This window comes from Delftia sp. RIT313 (genome assembly GCF_000632165.1).
Lineage (GTDB): Bacteria > Pseudomonadota > Gammaproteobacteria > Burkholderiales > Burkholderiaceae_C > Comamonas > Comamonas acidovorans.
Window position 1 is genome coordinate 1 of record NZ_JFYT01000033.1, and the last position, 16,854, is coordinate 16,854.

The window sequence follows — 16,854 nt, forward strand, 5'->3', positions numbered from 1 at the left end:
TCAGCCAGTGCGCCATGGCGGCCTGGGCGCTGGTCTGCGTATCGACCAGGGCCAGCGCAAAGCCTGTGAGGCCCTCCACCAGCGAGCTGACCACCTCGTCGGCGCGCGCCTGGCTGCCGGTGTCCAGCACCAGGGTGCGGGCCTGCGGGTCCAGCCAGACCCACATGGCGCCCTGCTTGGTGAAGGCCATGGGCAGCAGGTCCAGCTTGGCCTCGTCCTTGAGTTCCTTCTTTTCCTTCTTGCCGGGCTTGCGGCCTTCGGTGGCCTCGATGTGGGCAGCCTTTTCGTTGACGCGGCGGTTGAGCACGCTGGCCGGCAGCATCTTGGCCTCGGTCATGAAGCGCATCACCCACTGATTGGCCACGGACTCGGCCAGCGGGCCATGGGGCTCGCCGCGCGGCGGCACCCAGCCGGCGCTGCGCTCCTGCGTGGCGCCGCACTCGGCAAACGGGCTCTTGCCCAGGGCTTCTTCAAGCTGCTGCAAATCGCCCTGCCAGCTCTCGGCAATGCGATAGACGATCATGTTTTTGAACATAGCGAACCTTTGCTCGGACGGACTGCGGCTGCGCCGCAGCAGGGGTGTGCAACACCGGGCTGCGCCGCCTCCATCCAGAGGGAGAAAACAGAAAAAAACAGCAGGGGCGCCATGCCTTGGCGCCCCGCCCGGTCATTGTGCATGCCTGGCACCGGACGGCGCTGCACAAGCTTGTCAATTCTTTACAAGCCGTGCGCAAAACCTCACTGCCCCGATACATCGGACGACCACACTTCAATCATCCGCTGCACAGGGCTCGCCAAGTGCCTTGACGGCGGCCTTCAGTCACCCTCTCCAGAAAGGATTTTGGAATGACCACCACCTTCCGCCGCACCCTCGCCAGCGCCGCCGCTGCCACCGCCTTGCTGGCATCGTTCGCCCTGCCCTCGTACGCCCAGACCGCCGCGCCGGCAGCCCCCGCCGCCGCCGCTACCACCACAGCGCCCAAGCCCGATCGCTCCATGCACAAGCACGGCGACCGCATGGAGCACATGCAGCAGCGCATCGCCAAGCTCAAGGCCGACCTCAAGCTCACGCCGGCCCAGGAAACCGCATGGAACACCTATGCGGCCACCTTCAAGCCCGGCGAGCGTCCCCAGCGCATGGAGCGCGAGGACTTCGCCAAGCTGACCACGCCCCAGCGCATCGACAAGATGCGTGAAATGCGCGCCCAGCGCGCGGCCGATGCCGATCGCCGCGGCGAAGCCACCAAGGCCTTCTACGCCCAGCTGGACGCCAGCCAGCAAAAGACCTTCGATGTCGCCACGCTGCACAAGGGCCACCCCGGCCACCACGGCATGGACCACGGCCCGCGCCATGACCACAAGAGCGGCCAGGCCCGCCCTGCCCCGGCACCCGCCCAGTAAGCAGCCACCTGGCCTGCCCGCCACCAGCGGGCAGCCGGATTGCTTGCGCCAGCCCTTGCACGGACGCCTTGTCAGGCGGCCGACAGTGCAAGGGCTTTTTTGCTGACTCCCCGATCTTCCCCGGACTGCCTAGAGTGGAACAGGCACAGCATTGTGTGCTGCCCCGGAGAAGATCATGGCCCCCAAAAACACTCAAACGACGCCATCCAGCTGCCAGAACCACGCAACGGCGCGCAAACATCCACCAGAACGTTCAGGGCGACCAGAGCGACCAGGACGACCCGGAAGTTTTGCCGCCGTGCTGCTGGCTGCAGCGGCCGTCCTGCCCCTGGCGGCGCAGGCGCAGTCCACGCCGGAATCCTCTCCCTCCATGTACCTGCAATACGGCGCGGCCGAGCACAGTGCCGACGCCTGGACCGTGGGCGTCACCGTGCCCTGGCGCAACTGGCGCCATGCGCTGTGGGGCGGCCAGCTCAGCGGCTACTGGGATATCTGGGGCGCGCGATGGTCCGCCCCCCTGGAAGGCAGCCACCGCAGCACCTGGGTGGTGGGCATCAATCCCACGCTGCGCTGGCGTGGCAGCAACGGACAGTCGCCCTGGTTTGCAGAAACCGGCGTGGGCCTGAGCTGGGCACTGAACCGGCGCTACATCACGGACGAGAAGGAATTCCCCACGCGCTACAACTTCGCCACCCATATCGGCGTGGGCTACCTGTTTGGCAGCCAGGGCCAGCATGAGCTGGTGCTGCGGCTGGAGCACCATTCCAACGCAGGCATCAAGAAACCCAACCCCGGCGAAAACTTCCTGCAGCTGCGCTACGCCCACCATTTCTGATCACGGTTGCGGATCCCGGCAAGACCACCTTCGAGGTGGTCTTTTTTTGTCCTCAGCCACCCTGTGGAAAAACCTGGGCATAAAAATCTCGTAAATCCCTGCTTATCCACAAGGAGGATGCGCCATGGAAAGTTGTGCCCAAAACGGGTGCAGCAGCGGAGCAGCATCCACCACAGGGTTTGTAGTGTCTTAAGTTGTTGATTTTTATAAGACAAATTCAGTTATCAACAATTAAGCACTTCACTTACTACTACTACTAATTAAAAAATAAGAGAGATAGGAATAACAGCCAAGGGCGGTTTTTCACAGCGGCAAGACCGTTCTGGATAAAAAAAGGCAGCCGGTCCGTCAGGAAAAACGGCCTGTCAACAGGTCACAGCACTGCCAGACCATGTGCTCATCCATGTCCGGCAAGCCTCATTTTTATCTGGATAAACTGAAAAATCCTTATAGATCAATAACTTGAAGTTCAATAAAGGAAAAATGCACCTCGCACAAAACTGTGGATAGATGAAGACCAACTCAACAGTTATCCACAGAAAAAATCGAAACAGGCAAACTATCCCCGTTCGGGAGACACCGGGAACAGGGCTTTGATCACATGTTTTTCAATCGGGCAAGACATTGTTTTTTTTGAGGAATAGTGAGTTATCCACAGAGATGTCATGCCTCTACTACTACGACTATTCTTTATAAGAAGATCAAAGAACAACCGAAGGCGAAGTCACGCGGGAAGCGAAGGCCGAACGGTTTTTCAAAAAAACAGACGTGCCAGGTTGTCTGGAGCCTGGGCATGTCCAGACGAGGGACTGCTCCAGCGAAATTGGCGCGCCTGTGTTCAAAAAATTCCGGATCGGTTCGCGCGCCATGGCCGTATGCACGAAGACAAGACTTCTTCGCGGCCTCGCAGGAACGCTGTGGAACGGGCGCTTTTCCACAACGGGCTGTGCACTGGACGTGGAAGACTTCAGGAAAGCGCGGCCTGCCAGGCGGACGCAAGCGGATGCGCCAGAGGCAGTGTTCGGTCATTCAAAAAAATTCAACCCCTTGTTGCCGGCCTGCAAGAGGACTGCGCATCCAGATCAGGAGCAGCAGATCCAGTCCAGGCAAGGGCAATCACGAAAAGTGATGGCTGCTGGCGCACCAGGGCAAGAGGACGTGAATCAGCCCGAGCGCTTCAGCGGCCTGCAGAGGACCGTGGAGGCTTGGCAGCTGTCAGGCCCTGGGTTGCCCGCGCCAGCGCGTCCTGGGCGTTCTGCTGGCCCGTTGGCGGGGTATGGAGGGTATGGCCGGGCCGGGGAGCAGGCACGGTCTGCGAGATCCAGCGGTATCCCGCGGGATCCGGGGACCGTGCTGCACAGGCATGTAGGGAGATGCGGGAGCCGGGAAATACGGTTGCCCACAGGCTGTGTGCAAGTGGCCTGTGGGCAATCGGCAAGCTCGCTGATTGAAAAAATCAGCCGTGATCAATGACTTGCGTATGCAAAGGAATGTAGTGGCGACAGGGTACTACCTGTTTTTCGCATGCTTTCCACAGGGTCCGGTTCAGCGTGCCGGGCGGCGCTGCAAGGCAAAGGGCGGCAGGCCCTTGAGCAGCTGCTGGCCATAGCTGGTGTTCACCAGGCGCCGGTCATAGCAATACACATGGGCCTGGTCTTCCTCGGTGCGTATGGCGCGGCCCACCCACTGGGCCAGGCGGATCGCCGTGGCCGGCACCACCAGCTCATTGAAGGGGTTGCGGCCGCTGCTGCGCAGCCATTCGGCCCGGGCCTCGCCCACAGGGTCATCGGGCGGGGCAAAGGGCAGCTTGGTGATGAACAGGGACTCGCACAGCGCGCCGGGCAGGTCCAGGCCCTCGCCGAAGGACTGCATGCCGAAGATGATGGAGGGCTCGCCCATCTCCACGGCATCGCGGTGGCGGGCCAGCAGCAGGGCGCGGGGCATGGCCGTCTGCACCAGCACCTGCGAGCGCATGGCCGTGGACAGCGCATCCACCGCCAGGCGCATCTGCTCGCGCGAGGTGAACAGCACCAGGGCGCCTGCCTGCACGCGGGACAGGTCGCCCAGCAGCGCGTCCACCATCTCCTGGGTGAAGCGGGCGGCCTCCTTGGGGTCGGCCACGGTTTCGCGCGCCACCAGGGTGCCCTGGCGCGCGTAGTCGAAGGGGCTGGGCACTTCCAGCGTGGTCACGGCCGCATCGTCGTGCAGGCCTGCCTCGCGCAAAAAGAAGTCGAATTGTCCACAGCTGGTCAAGGTAGCCGACGTGAGCACGGCACCGCGCACCTGGGACCACAGATGGTGGCGCAGCGTGGCTCCGGGCAGGATGGGGCTGGCATGGGCCTTGACCACGACGTACTCGCCATCTGTCTCCAACGTGAACCATTTGGCATTGGGAACGCGGCTACTGTCGTCATCCTGCGCTGGCTGTTGCATCAGCAGCTGGGCCGTGTCATAGACGGATTCCAGGCGGGGAGCCAGTGCGCCAACCTGTGCATAAGCTGTAGACAGCCTGCGTGCTTCCTCTGGATTGTCCTTGATGGCGGCGCGCAGTGCCTTGGAGATGGCGCGCAGCGCATCCAGAAAGCTGTTGGCATGGTGGGCGGCCTTGCCCAGAGGCTCCAGCAGGGGCTCGGGCAGCATGCCGCGCGGTGCGCGCACCCGCGCCGGCCCCCAGCTGTCCTTTTGCGACTTGAGCGTATCGCCGTACAGCTCCATCACCAGGCGCGCCAGTTCCTGCAGCTGCTGGCGCAACTGGCTGGCATGGCTGGGCAGGTCGGCCAGTTCCTCCACTTCGACCAGGGTATTCACGCGCAGGGCGCGGCTGGTCAGCTTGTCTATCCAGCCCAGGCGGCTCAGGTCCATCTCGCCGGCGAATTGGCCCAGCGCCGTGGCGGGCAGATGGTGGGCTTCGTCCAGCACCAGCAGGCAGTTGTCCAGCTCGGGCAGCAGCCGCGCGCCCAGGGAGGACAGCAGCAGATCGTGGTTGGCCACGATGACCTGGGCGGCCACCAGGTCCTTGCGGCGCTCGTAATAGACGCAGTTGCTGAAGGCCGGACAGTGCTTGCCGGTGCAGGACGAGGATTCGGCCGCCACGGGGCTCCAGGCCTCGGCCTCGGGCGGGGTTTCCAGAGAGTCGCGGTCGCCGTCCCAGGCCTGGGACGCCAGCGCGTTGGCCATGCTTTTGTAGAACTGCATGCGCGCCTCCAGCTCCTGGGCCGGGCGTGCCACGCGGCTTTGGGCCTGCGCCTTTTCCTCGGCGAACAGATCGTCCAGATCCTCGTCCTGGGCCTCGCCGGTGCTGGCCAGCCGCTCCAGCTTGAGCTTGCAGACAAAGCGGCCCCGCCCCTTGGCCAACGCGAATTTGAAGGGCTGCTCCAGCTGCTGGGCCAGCGCGGGCAGATCCTTGTTCACCAGCTGTTCCTGCAGGGCGACGGTGGCCGTGGAAATCAGCACCCGGGTGCCGCGCGCCAGCGCCATCGAAATGGCGGGAATGCTGTACGCCAGCGATTTGCCCACCCCCGTTCCGGCCTGCACCACGGCAATGGACCGGGTGGGCTCCGGTGCGCCCTCATCGATTTTTCCCAGCTGGGCCTGGCTGAAGGTCTGCGCGATCTGGGCCGCCATTTTTCGCTGCCCCTCACGATTTCGGAACCCTGGGATGGCCCCGACCACGTCATCAAAGGATTTCAGGGCCTGATCAGCCCATTTTTTTTCATGCATTTCGGCGTGTTTTGACCAAATGGATCATCTTGGTCCATCTGTTTATAAAGATTCGTACAGTGATATGTATTAAATAAGATGCGAAATCTTATGAAATACAGCGCACAAAGCGCGTTTTTCGTATGCCGTACAGCCTACAAGCTGCCCGTCATATGGATCACTGAACCCGCCAATCGCATGTGTGCACAGGTGGGTATCGGTCACCGGGATGGACATCTGTCCACCGGCTGTTCCTGGATTGTTCCCATGGCCGTTGATGGCCATGCGCGTGGCCGCATCCACAGTCTTGCCCACAGCGGCCAGGGCGTTTGGCCTGTGATCAATCCTGTGTGCATGTTGTTGGCATGCTTGTGGATTGATTGGGTAATTGTCGCCATTCACCGTTGATTTGCAACGGGTTTTTCATGGGTTCGGGTTCCCCGCGATTTCCAGAAGACGGTGGAAGTTGTCACCACTGTGGAAAACAGGGCCTGTGCAGATCTTTGGCTTTGCAGAGCGCGTTTTTCCCCGGGATATCCACAGGTCTGCGGCCGCTGCAGCTGCTGCGGCTGGGGCCTTGGTGCACCGCCAGGCGGCAGGTCCGCGGCGGCGCAGCGGATCGCGCTGGATCTCGAAAAAGCGCAGGCGATCCCTGCCAGGGATCGGCCCCGGGCGCCGGCCCAGGTACGCGAATGTCTTACCAAACGGTAATGAAGGCTTCACGCACGCAGGAAGATGCGTTTTCTAGCATCTGTTTCATCTCAGGAGACAAGGGTCGGCTCGCTGCAGTCCCTGCGCTCCAGGCATGGATTGAAGGGGCAAGAATGATCAAGACATTTGCGGGCCTGCCCAAGGCAGCCCGGTTTCCGGCGGCATCGGCATGCGCTGTCATCGCCGTGGCCTGCCTTGTGGCGGGCTGCGATGCATCCAAGGCATCGGCACAGAACGAACCTGCCGCGCAGGCGCCCGCGCCGGCCGGCGTGGTGCGGGTCAAGCCCGAGTCGCTGAAGATGCTGGACATCGCCGTGGTGGCCGATCCGCAGGGCACGCAAATGGCCTGGGCGCCCGCGCGTGTGGCCTTTGCCGAGGACCGCGTGGCCACTGTCTCGGTGCCGCTGGCCGCGCGCGTGGTGTCGGTTCGTGCCCACGTGGGTGACATCGTCAAGGCCGGCGACGAGCTGGCCACCCTGGTCAGCCCCGAGGCGCTGCGCGTGCGCTACGAGGTGGAAGCTGCCCGCAGCGCGCATGACGTGGCAACCGTGGAAGTGCGGCGCCAGCAGACCATGGTGGACAAGGGCGTGGGCGTGGAAGTGGATCTGCGTGCGGCCCAGGCCAAGCTGCGCGAGTCGGCCCAGGAGCTGGCGCGTGCCCAGGGCACGTCGGCGCTGCTGGGGCAAGGCGGCGGCGACCGGCTGGTGCTGCGGGCGCCGCGCGCCGGCGTGGTCGCCGAGCGCAAGGCCGTGGTCGGCGCCTCGGTCGAGCCCAGCGGCGAGCTGTTCCTGATCGGAGATCCCGCCGCCATGAACGTGGTGGCCGATGTCTTTGAAAGCGATCTGCCCGGCATCCGCCTGGGCAGTGCCGTGCAGGTCGATGTGCCGCAGCTGCCCAAGCCCCTGACCGGCACGGTGCGCCACCTGGGCGCCACGCTGGACAAGGAGTCGCGCCGCGCCTCCGTCATCGTGCAGCTCGATGCGCAGAACCCCGTGCTGCGTTCCGGCATGCAGGCGCGCGTGGGCCTGCAGGTCTCCAACGAGCACGAGATGCTGATCCCCGTGACGGCCGTGCTCATCAAGGATGAAAGCCGCAGCATCGTCTTCGTGCAGACCGGCGAGCAGCAGTTCGAGGCCCGCACCGTGGTGCTGGGCCGGCCCTCGCGCGGCATGGTGCCCGTGGTGTCGGGCCTGAAGTCGGGTGAAAAGATCGTCGTGCGCGGTGGCCTGCTGCTCGACGGCGCAGCCAGCCAGCTGCTCTGATCGCGGCCAGGAGACTCATCAATGCTGCGTTCCCTGATAGCGTTTGTGGTGCACCGGCGGCTCGTCGCCCTGTGTGCCACCCTGATCATCGCCATCTATGGCGTGTATTCATACCTGCACACGGCCATCGAGGCCTATCCCGATGTGACCAATGTGCAGGTCGGCGTGATTGCCCAGGCGCCGGGCCTGGCCCCCGAGGAGGTGGAGCGCCAGATCACCCAGCCGCTGGAGCGCGAGCTCAACGGCACGCCGGGCCTGGTGTCGCTGCGCTCGGAGAGCTACTTCGGCCTGGCCATGATCAACCTCGTCTTCAATGACGATGCCGACAGCTTCCATGCGCGCGCCGAGGTGTCGCAGCGCCTGCCCCAGGCCAATCTGCCCGACGGCGTCACGCCCGAGATGGCGCCCGACTACACGCCGCTGGGCAAGATCTTCTACTACCGCCTGAAGAGCGACCGCCACACGCTGGCACAGCTGCGCACCGAGCAGGAATGGCGCGTGGTCCGCACCCTCAAGCAGGTGCAGGGTGTGGCCGACGTGGTCAGCATCGGCGGCTTCGTCAAGGAGTACCACGTCGAGGTGGATCCCGAGAAGCTGTATGCGCTGGGCCTGTCGCTGGAAGACGTGAGCGATGCCCTGTCCAAGTCCAACCGCAACGTGGGCGGCGGCCTGATGCGCCGCGGCGAGCAGTCGCTGATCATCCGCGGCATCGGCCTGCTGCGCACGCCGCAGGAGATCCAGGGCGTGGTGGTGGCCATGCGCGGCAGCGCGCCCGTGACCATTGGCGACGTGGCGCGCGTGGTGCAGTCGCATACGCCGCGCCAGGGCTCGGTGGGCATGGACGATGCCGACGACGTGGTCCAGGGCATCGTGCTGCTCAAGCGCGGCGAGAACCCCTCGGTGGTGCTGGACCAGATCCATGCCAAGGTGGCCGCGCTCAATGACGGCGGCCTGCCCGAGGGCATGCACATGGAGACCAACTACGACCGCTCCGACCTGGTCGGCCACACGCTGGGCACGGTGCAGCACAACCTGCTGTTCGGCGCCACGCTGATCGTGGGCGTGCTGTGGCTGTTCCTGCGCAGCCTGCGCGGCTCGCTGATCGTGGCCACGGTGATCCCGCTGTCGCTGCTGGTGGCCTTCATCGGCCTGCACCTGCTGGGCATGCCGGCCAACCTGATCTCCATGGGCGCCATCGACTTCGGCATCATGGTGGACGGCGCCGTGGTGCTGGCCGAGAACATCATCCGCAACGCCCGCCTGCGCAAGCCGCAGACGCAGGCGGACATGCGCCACATCATCATCGACTCGGCCGTTGCCGTGGCCAAGCCCACGCTGTTCGCCATGGCCATCGTGATCGCGGCGCTGATCCCCGTGTTCTCGCTGGAAAGCATCGAGGGCCGCATCTTCCGTCCGCTGGCCATGACCTACAGCTTCGCGCTGCTGGGTGCCCTGGTCTTCGCCATGGGCCTGGTGCCGGCGCTGTGCGCGCTGTTCCTCAAGCCCCAGCACGTGATGGTGGAAGAGCCCAAGATCTTCGACCGCGCGCACCACGGCTACCAGCACTGGATCGGCACCCTGCTGGGTGCCGGGCGCCGCCGCGTCATCGTCATCGTCGGCTCGCTGGCCATTCTGGTGGCTGCCGGCGTGTCGGCCGCCTGGCTGGGCACGGAATTCCTGCCCGAACTCGATGAGGGCGACGCCTACGTGCTGGTGCAGATGCCCGCATCGATCTCGCTGGAAAAGGGCCAGGAAGTGCTGCGCGACGTGCGCCTGCGCCTGAAGACCTTCCCCGAGGTGATCACCGTCACCACCGAGCAGGGCCGGCCCGAGTCCGGCACCGACAACGAGACGCTGAACCTGGCCAAGGTTCTGGTGCGCCTGAAGGGCCACGGCGAATGGCGCAAGGGCCTGACCAAGCCCCAGCTCATCGAGCAGATGCGCGCCACGCTGAGCGAGATTCCGGGCGTGTCGTTCAACTTCGCCCAGCCCATCCGCGACAGCGTGGAGGAATCGACGTCCGGCGCGCGCGGCCAGGTGGTGCTCAAGGTCTTCGGCCCCGACATTCCGCAACTGCGCGCCATCCTGCAGCAGACCGTGGACCTGGTGAAGGACATCGACGGCGTGGTCGATCTGGGCCTGTACCGCGATGCGCCTGCACCCCAGGTCCACGTGGAGTTCGACCGCCAGTCGCTGGCGCGCCAGGGCATTGCCATGGAGACCGCGCAAAAGACGCTGGAGGCGGCGCTGGCCGGCAACATCTCCACCACGCTGTGGGAGGGCGAGTACCCCGTGCCCGTGCGCGTGCGCCTGCCCTATGTGGACCGCATGGATGAGGAGCGCATCCGCAACATCGCCATCCCCCTGCCCAACGGCGGCTCGGTGCCGCTGCATTCGGTGGGCCAGGTCGCCATCAAGATCGGCAACTCCTCCATCTTCCGCGAAGGCAATGCGCGCTACATGGCGCTCAAGTTCAACGTGGAAGGCCGCGACATCGGCTCCGTGGTCAAGGACACGCTGGCCACGTTCAAGAAGAACGTGAAGATCCCCGAGGGCTACCAGGCCGTCTGGGGCGGTGAGTGGGAGAACCAGCAGCGCGCGGCCGCACGCCTGAAGATCGTGGTGCCGCTGTCGCTGATCATCGTCTACGCCCTGCTGTTCGGCGCGCTGGGCCAGGCGCGCAGCGCCAGCATCATCTTGCTGTGCGCGCCCTTCACCATGGTGGGCGGCATCGCGGCCCTGCACTTTGCGGGCATCGAGCTGTCCATCAGCGCGGCCATCGGCTTCATCGCGCTGCTGGGACAGGTGGCGCTGGCCGGCCTGCTGGTGATCTCGGCCGTGGAGGAATTGCGACGGCAGGGCATGCCCATGATGCAGGCCCTGGTCGAGGGCGCTGCCGAGCGCATGCGCTCCATCGTGCTCGTGGCGCTGCTGGCGCTGCTGGGCCTGCTGCCCATGGCACTGTCCACGGGCGTGGGCAGCGAGACGCAAAAGCCCTTCGCCTCCGTGATCGTGGGCGGCATGGTGGTGCTGCCCCTGGTGGCCCTGGTGCTGCTGCCCGTGCTCTATGCGCTGCTGGGCCCCAAGAACATGTTGACGCAGGAAGAACTCGATGAAAAAGAGTGATAGCCCCCTGAGCGGCTTCGCCGCTTCCCCCTCTCGCTTCGCGGGGGGGACGACGCCCTCGCCGCGAGGCGGCTCTAGCTCGGCGTCCCTGGCTTTTGGTCGCGCCGGTTTTGCAGGCAGCGCCCGTTATCGGGCCCTGTTTGTGGCTGTGGCGCTGTGCTGGGGGGCGGGTTCTGCGCTTGCGCAGCAGGCTGCACCCGCTGCACCCGCTGTACCCGCTGTACCCGCTGTACCCGCTGTACCCGCTGTACCTGGCGGGGCGGCTGTGCCGGCCATCACTGCGGCGCCTGCCTCCGAGGTGGCTCCGGCGGCTGCGCCGCAGCAGCCGGTGGGGATGCAGGAGTATCTGCAGATGGTGGTGCGCAACCAGCCCCAGCTGGCGGCGCAGCGGCTGCAGATCGGGATTGCGCAGGCGGACAGCCGCACGGCGGCGGCGTTTCCCAATCCCACGGCGTCGTACAGCAGCAAGCCGGGCGAGAAGCAGTGGGGCATCGAGCAGCCGCTGCCCATCTTCGGCCAGCGGCGCTTGCGCATGGAGAACGCGCGCAAGGGCGAGACGGCGGCGCGTGCCAATGTCGAGGTGGCCGTGGCCACCACGCTCAACGATGCAGCCACGGCCTTCATCGACCTGCTGATGACGCAGCAGCGCCTGAAGGTGTGGGAAGAGGCGCAGGAGTCGCTGAACGGCGCAGGCAATATCGTGCGCGGCCAGATCGAGGCCGGCGCGCGCAGCCGCTATGACGGCGCCCGCCTGAGCCTGCAGCAGGCCCAGATGGCCATGCAGGTCAGCCAGGCCCAGTCGGACTGGCAGGACGCCGCCTCGCATGCCGCCGCCCTGGCCGCCCTGCCCCAATGGGCGCCGCGCGCCACGGGCAGCCTGCAGGCCGTGCCCGTGGGCCAGCTGCTGCACGAGCAGGAGCTTTGGGAGGCCGCGCGCCTGCGCCTGCCGGCCCTGGTGGCCGCCCAGGCCGAGCTGGACCAGTTGCGCCACAAGGTCGAGCTGGAGCGCCGCGAAGCCCTGCCCACGCCCAGCGTGAGCGTGGCGCGCGTGCGCAACCGCCTTGACGGCAACTACAACCAGATCGGCGTGTCGGTGGAGCTGCCGCTGTTCGATCGCCGCGAAGGCCCCATCGCGCGTGCCCAGGTGGAGGCCGAACAGGCCCAGCTGCGCTACGACGCCGCGCTGATCGAGGCGCGTACCGAGCTGCAGCGCGCCATCAAGCAACTGAAGCTGCGCCGCGATGCCGTGCGCGCCTACGAAAAGCAGGGCCTGGCCCAGATCGCGCCGCTCAACCAGATGGCCCAGGACGCCTACAAGCTGGGCCAGGGCTCCATCCTGGAGCTGATCGATTCGCTGGGATCGATCAACGAGCACCGCCTGGAGCACCTGGACCTGGTCAAGGAAATGATGCTGGCCGAGTGGCAGGTGCGCGTGGCCAGCGGCGATCTGCCGATGTGGGCAGCGCCCTGAGGCGCTTGACGCCCTTCCCCTCCTGCTGTGCGGGAGGGGCGGTCGGACCCTGGGAGGCACCCCGCGGTGTGCCTGGTCCGGATCACGCCAGTTTCATGCGGTGCGATGCCGCGCAGCGCAGCCCAAGGCTGAAAAGAGGTGGTAAACATGCCGGCACCCCCACCGATCTCGGCGGAGTCTGGCGCGCCGTATAGTGTCTGCCTCAGTTTCGAGTCAGGCCCTGCCGCCCGCATGTACCGCTATCTCATCATCGAAGACGACGCGCTGAACGCGCGCTACATCGCCGAAGGCCTGCGCCAGCAGGGCGCGCAGGTGGCGGTGTGCAGCGATGGTGTGCAGGGCATCGCCATGGCCGTGGGCGAGAGCTGGGATGTGATCATCCTCGACCGCATGCTGCCCAACGGCTTCGACGGCCTGCAGATCCTGCAGACGCTGCGCTCCATGGGCAAGCAGACGCCGGTGCTGGTGCTCAGCGCCCTGTCGGCCACGGACGAGCGCGTGCGCGGCCTCAAGGCCGGCTGCGACGACTACCTGACCAAGCCCTTTGCCTTCTCCGAACTCTCGGCGCGCCTGGAGGCCCTGGTGCGCCGCGCCCAGATCCCGGCCCCTGCGCGCGAGATGCGCCTGGCCGACCTGCGGCTGAACCTGCTCACGCGCAGCGCCGAGCGCGCAGGCCAGCCGCTGGCCCTGCAGCCGCGCGAGTTCCGCCTGCTGGCCTTTCTGATGCAGCATGCGCACCAGATCGTCACGCGCACCATGCTGCTGGAGTCGGTGTGGGACTACCGGTTCGACCCGCAGACCAATGTCATCGACGTGCACATCAGCCGCCTGCGCGGCAAGGTGGACAAGGGCTTCGAGCCTGCGCTGATCCACACCGTGCGCGGTGTGGGCTACAGCCTGTCGGACCGGCCGCAGGACCTGCCGCAGGTGGCCTGATCCCATGTCGCTGGCCAAGCCCTGGAGCTCCACGGCCTTCCGGCTGGCGCTGACCTACGGCGTGCTGCTGGTGCTGACCATGTCCATCGTGCTGTCGGTGTTCTACGTGCAGACCGTGGGCGTGCTGCGCATGCGCATGGACCGGCAGGCCGAGAACCACATGCGCCGCCTGGTCGAGCACCGCGACAAGTACGGCGAGCCCGCGCTGGAGGCCGAGATCCAGCAGACCCTGCTGGACGGCGTCAACACCGATACCGAAATCCTCATCCTCATGGATGGCGACGGCAATCCCATCATCGGCAACGCCGACGTGGTGCCCGCACGCCGCCTGACGGAGATGGGCGTGCGCGATCTCAAGGTGCGGCGCAACGGCCGCATCATCGCGGGCCGCGTGGCCGTGGCCCAGCTGTCCGACGGCAAGCTGCTGGCCGTGGGCAGCGACATGCAGGTGCAAAGCGATGTGGAGGAACTGTTCGGCCGCGCCAGCCTGCTGGCCGGCCTGGTGGCCCTGGGCATGGCCGTGCTGGGCGCCGGGGCCTTCCGGCGGGTGGTGGAAGAGCGTGCCGCCGACATCCGCAGCACCATGGCGCGCGTGGCCACGGGCGACCTGCGCCAGCGCATTCCGGTCACGCGCCGCGACGATGAGTTCACGCTGCTCAACCGCGACATCAACACCATGCTGGACCGGCTCGAACTGCTGATGGACGGCATACGCCATGTCTCCAACACCATCGCCCACAACCTGCGCACGCCGCTGACGCGCATCCTGCTGCGCCTGCGCAATGCCCAGCAGGCCACGCCCGAGGAAAAGAACGAGACGCTGGCGCTGGTGGCCCAGGAAGTGGCCGAGCTGGGCGTGGTCTTCGACAAGCTGCTGCAGATTGCCGAAGTGGAAAGCGGCGCCAGCCGCAAGAACTTCGCGCCCGTGGACCTGCGTGCCCTGCTGGTCGACGTGGTGGAGTTCTACGAACCGCTGGTCGAGGACGCGGGCGGCGTGCTGCGCCTGGAGGTCGAGGGCACGCCCATGGCGCTGGGTGACGGCGACCTGCTGGCCAGCGCCGTGGCCAACCTCGTGGACAACGCCATCAAGTACGGATCACTGCCCGACAGCGACCACGGCGCCGACATGCTGCTGCGCGCGGGCGTGGCCCACGAGCACGGCATGGACGGCGGCGCCTGGGGCGTGGAAATCATCGTCCAGGATCGGGGGCCGGGCGTGGACGCGCAGACGCGCGAGAAGATGAGCACCCGCTTTTACCGCGCCGAATCGGACCGCGAAGGCTATGGCCTGGGCCTGGCCAGCGTGCTGGCCATCGTGCAGCTGCACGGCGGCAAGCTGGGCTTCGAGAACATGCATCCGGGCCTGCAGGCGCGCATTTGGCTGCCCGGGTTGCCCACGGCCTGAAGCCGTTTCAGCGGTCCTTGTGACCGTAGGCGCAAAAGCCGGGCTTGGGGCCCTTCTTGGGGTGCAGGCGACAGGTTTCGGGCCGCTTGTCGTAGACCGTGCAGCGCCGCGACTTGGCATCCAGGAAATTGCAGTCCCCGCTGGCGCGCCGCGCCATGGTGAAGATGTTGTGCTTGGGGTTGTAGTGGTCGATCAAGCGCATCTTCATCAGCCGCTTGGCGATGAGCTTGGGCTCCACGTTGTCCACCTCGAACGGATCCACCAGCTCCAGCCGCACCAGATCGGGCAGCTGCACCTCCAGCGGCATGGTGCAGCAGTTGGCCGCACAGCTGTCGCACATGCCGGGCTTGTATTTGCTCCAGGAGTCGAGGCGGTCGACGTCGACGATGCTGATGGGGGATCTCATGGTGGGGGGATGGGCGTGTGCAGGGCCGCTATTTTTCGCCAGAAAGCCCGGCGGCGGTTGCCGCGCCGGCGTAGCCAAGCGACGGGGCGGGTCTTTGGGGGACGCTGCCCCTGCATCCATCCCCTGGCCTTCAGGCCGGCCGCTTCCTCAGCAGGTACTTCTGAAACCCGTCGGACACCCGCTCGTCGCGCTGGTTCAGCACCTCGGTGGCCAGGGTCAGCACGCCCGTGGTGTTGCCGGGCTTGAGCTCGGACACCGTCAGCGTGCAGTACAGCGTGTCGCCCACATAGACCGGGGCCAGGAAGCGGCTGCCCTGCTCCAGAAAGCCCTTGAGCGATTCCTCGACCATGTGCGGGAACAGGCCGGCGCCTGCCGCCGTCTGTATGGCCACCTGGTAGCCGTGGGCCAGCATGTGGGGCATGCCGCGCGCACGGCAGTACTCCACGTCGTAGTGCACGGGATGGTTGTCGCCGCTGGCCAGCTGGAAGGCGGCGAACAGGGCATCGGTCATGGTGCGCGAGGGCAGGGTGAAGACCTCGCCCAGCGCGAAGTCTTCAAAGTAGCGCTGGGCGCACAGGGATGGGTGGCGTGGCATGGCGACTCTCCTCAGTTCGCGCTCATGTGGGCGGCCCGGGCGACCTTGCCCCATTTGTCCAGCTCCTGCTTGAGGAAGGCGGCCAGCGCCTGGGGGCGCGGCTGCTTTTCCAGCACCAGGCCCATGTCGTAGGCCTTTTTCTGCAGCCCGGCATCGTCCACCGTGGCCTGCAGGCTGGACTGCAGGCGGGCAATCAGCGCTGGCGGCGTGCCTGCGGGGGCGAACACGGCGTTCCAGGTATAGGCCTCGTAGCCGGGCACCTGCTCGGCAATGGCAGGCGTGTCGGGTGTCTGCGGCAGGCGCTGGGCCATGGTGGTGGCCAGCAGGCGCACCGTGCCCGCCTTGACCTGGGCCAGGCCCGTGGGAGCGCTGTCCAGCATGAAGGCCAGGTGGCCGCCGATGAGGTCCTGTATGGCCGGCGCACTGCCCCGGTAGGGCACATGCTGGGCCCGGGTGCCCGCCATCAGGTTCAGCAGCTCCGCACCCAGGTGCGGAGCGCTGCCCACGCCCGCCGAGGCATAGTTGACCTGGCCGGGCCGCGCCCGCAGATAGGCCAGGAAATCCGGCAGGCTCTGCACGGGCAGCCGCTTGTCCACCACCAGCACCAGCGGCGCCCTGGCGAGCAATCCCACGGGCGCGAAGTCTTCCTCCGTGCGGTAGCCCAGCTTGTCGTGGATGTAGGGATTGACGGCATGCGCCACCGTGGTCAGCAGCAGGGTGTAGCCGTCAGGGGCTGCCTTGGCAACCGCCTCCGTGCCCACCAGGGTGCCGGCACCCGTGCGGTTCTCGATCACCACGGGCGTGCCCAGCTTCTGGCTCCAGACATCGGCCATGGCGCGGCCGAAGGTGTCGGTGGGGCCGCCTGCCGCGTAGGGAATCACCAGCTTGATGGGGCGCGCAGGATAGTCCTGCGATGCGGCCGCGCCGGCGGCCAGAAGCAGGGCGGTGAGAAGGGTTTGGCGTCTTGCCGTCTTGAAGTCCATAATTTTCTCCGTTGTCTCCTGGCG

Annotated in this window: 12 protein-coding genes; 7 read left to right on the forward strand and 5 right to left on the reverse strand. The window is 66.1% G+C overall.

The features are described 5' to 3' along the window. Nucleotides 1-535 (reverse strand): recombination-associated protein RdgC (rdgC, locus tag BW39_RS06655; RefSeq protein WP_043820722.1); only part of this gene is annotated, 535 nt, incomplete at its 3' end. A 311-nt stretch (nucleotides 536-846) separates the two neighbouring features. Between rdgC and BW39_RS06660 the strand changes: the two genes are divergently transcribed. Further along, on the forward strand, nucleotides 847-1,401 hold the full coding sequence (locus BW39_RS06660) for a Spy/CpxP family protein refolding chaperone (protein ID WP_043820643.1): 555 nt from the start codon (nucleotides 847-849) through the stop codon (nucleotides 1,399-1,401). Between the two features lie 175 nt (nucleotides 1,402-1,576). Beyond that, nucleotides 1,577-2,236, forward strand: coding sequence for an acyloxyacyl hydrolase (locus BW39_RS06665; RefSeq protein WP_043820644.1), 660 nt, complete (start codon nucleotides 1,577-1,579; stop codon nucleotides 2,234-2,236). Nucleotides 2,237-3,781: 1,545 nt separating this feature from the next. On the opposite strand, the gene dinG is transcribed toward BW39_RS06665, so the two are convergent. Next, nucleotides 3,782-5,956 carry an ATP-dependent DNA helicase DinG gene (gene dinG / locus BW39_RS06670; protein WP_081816137.1) on the reverse strand — a complete coding sequence of 725 codons (2,175 nt, stop codon included), beginning with the start codon at nucleotides 5,954-5,956 and terminating at the stop codon, nucleotides 3,782-3,784. A gap of 803 nt (nucleotides 5,957-6,759) precedes the next feature. On the opposite strand from dinG, the gene BW39_RS06675 reads away from it, so the two are divergent. From BW39_RS06675 to BW39_RS06695, 5 genes are all read left to right on the forward strand, one after another. Further along, on the forward strand, nucleotides 6,760-7,908 hold the full coding sequence (locus tag BW39_RS06675) for an efflux RND transporter periplasmic adaptor subunit (RefSeq protein WP_012201959.1): 1,149 nt from the start codon (nucleotides 6,760-6,762) through the stop codon (nucleotides 7,906-7,908). Between the two features lie 21 nt (nucleotides 7,909-7,929). Continuing rightward, nucleotides 7,930-11,034: an efflux RND transporter permease subunit gene (locus BW39_RS06680; RefSeq protein ID WP_043820647.1), complete on the forward strand. Its 3,105-nt coding sequence runs from the start codon at nucleotides 7,930-7,932 to the stop codon at nucleotides 11,032-11,034. 265 nt (nucleotides 11,035-11,299) lie between these two features. Then, nucleotides 11,300-12,505 carry a TolC family protein gene (locus BW39_RS06685; RefSeq protein WP_235264160.1) on the forward strand — a complete coding sequence of 402 codons (1,206 nt, stop codon included), beginning with the start codon at nucleotides 11,300-11,302 and terminating at the stop codon, nucleotides 12,503-12,505. 231 nt (nucleotides 12,506-12,736) lie between these two features. Then, nucleotides 12,737-13,441: a response regulator transcription factor gene (locus BW39_RS06690; RefSeq protein ID WP_017407046.1), complete on the forward strand. Its 705-nt coding sequence runs from the start codon at nucleotides 12,737-12,739 to the stop codon at nucleotides 13,439-13,441. 4 nt (nucleotides 13,442-13,445) lie between these two features. Continuing rightward, entirely contained in the window at nucleotides 13,446-14,846 is a 1,401-nt protein-coding gene (locus BW39_RS06695) for a sensor histidine kinase (protein WP_013799933.1), read from the forward strand. 7 nt (nucleotides 14,847-14,853) lie between these two features. Here BW39_RS06695 and BW39_RS06700 read toward each other — a convergent pair whose 3' ends face one another. The 3 genes from BW39_RS06700 to BW39_RS06710 all read right to left on the reverse strand — a co-directional run bounded on the left by BW39_RS06700 (nucleotide 14,854) and on the right by BW39_RS06710 (nucleotide 16,830). After that, nucleotides 14,854-15,252: a YkgJ family cysteine cluster protein gene (locus BW39_RS06700; protein ID WP_013799932.1), complete on the reverse strand. Its 399-nt coding sequence runs from the start codon at nucleotides 15,250-15,252 to the stop codon at nucleotides 14,854-14,856. A gap of 130 nt (nucleotides 15,253-15,382) precedes the next feature. Next, complete coding sequence (locus BW39_RS06705) at nucleotides 15,383-15,847, reverse strand: MaoC family dehydratase (RefSeq protein WP_043820649.1); 465 nt, start codon at nucleotides 15,845-15,847, stop codon at nucleotides 15,383-15,385. An 11-nt stretch (nucleotides 15,848-15,858) separates the two neighbouring features. After that, nucleotides 15,859-16,830 (reverse strand): tripartite tricarboxylate transporter substrate binding protein, encoded by a 972-nt coding sequence (locus BW39_RS06710; protein ID WP_043820650.1) that lies wholly within the window; start codon nucleotides 16,828-16,830, stop codon nucleotides 15,859-15,861. Between the last annotated feature and the right edge of the window lie 24 nt (nucleotides 16,831-16,854).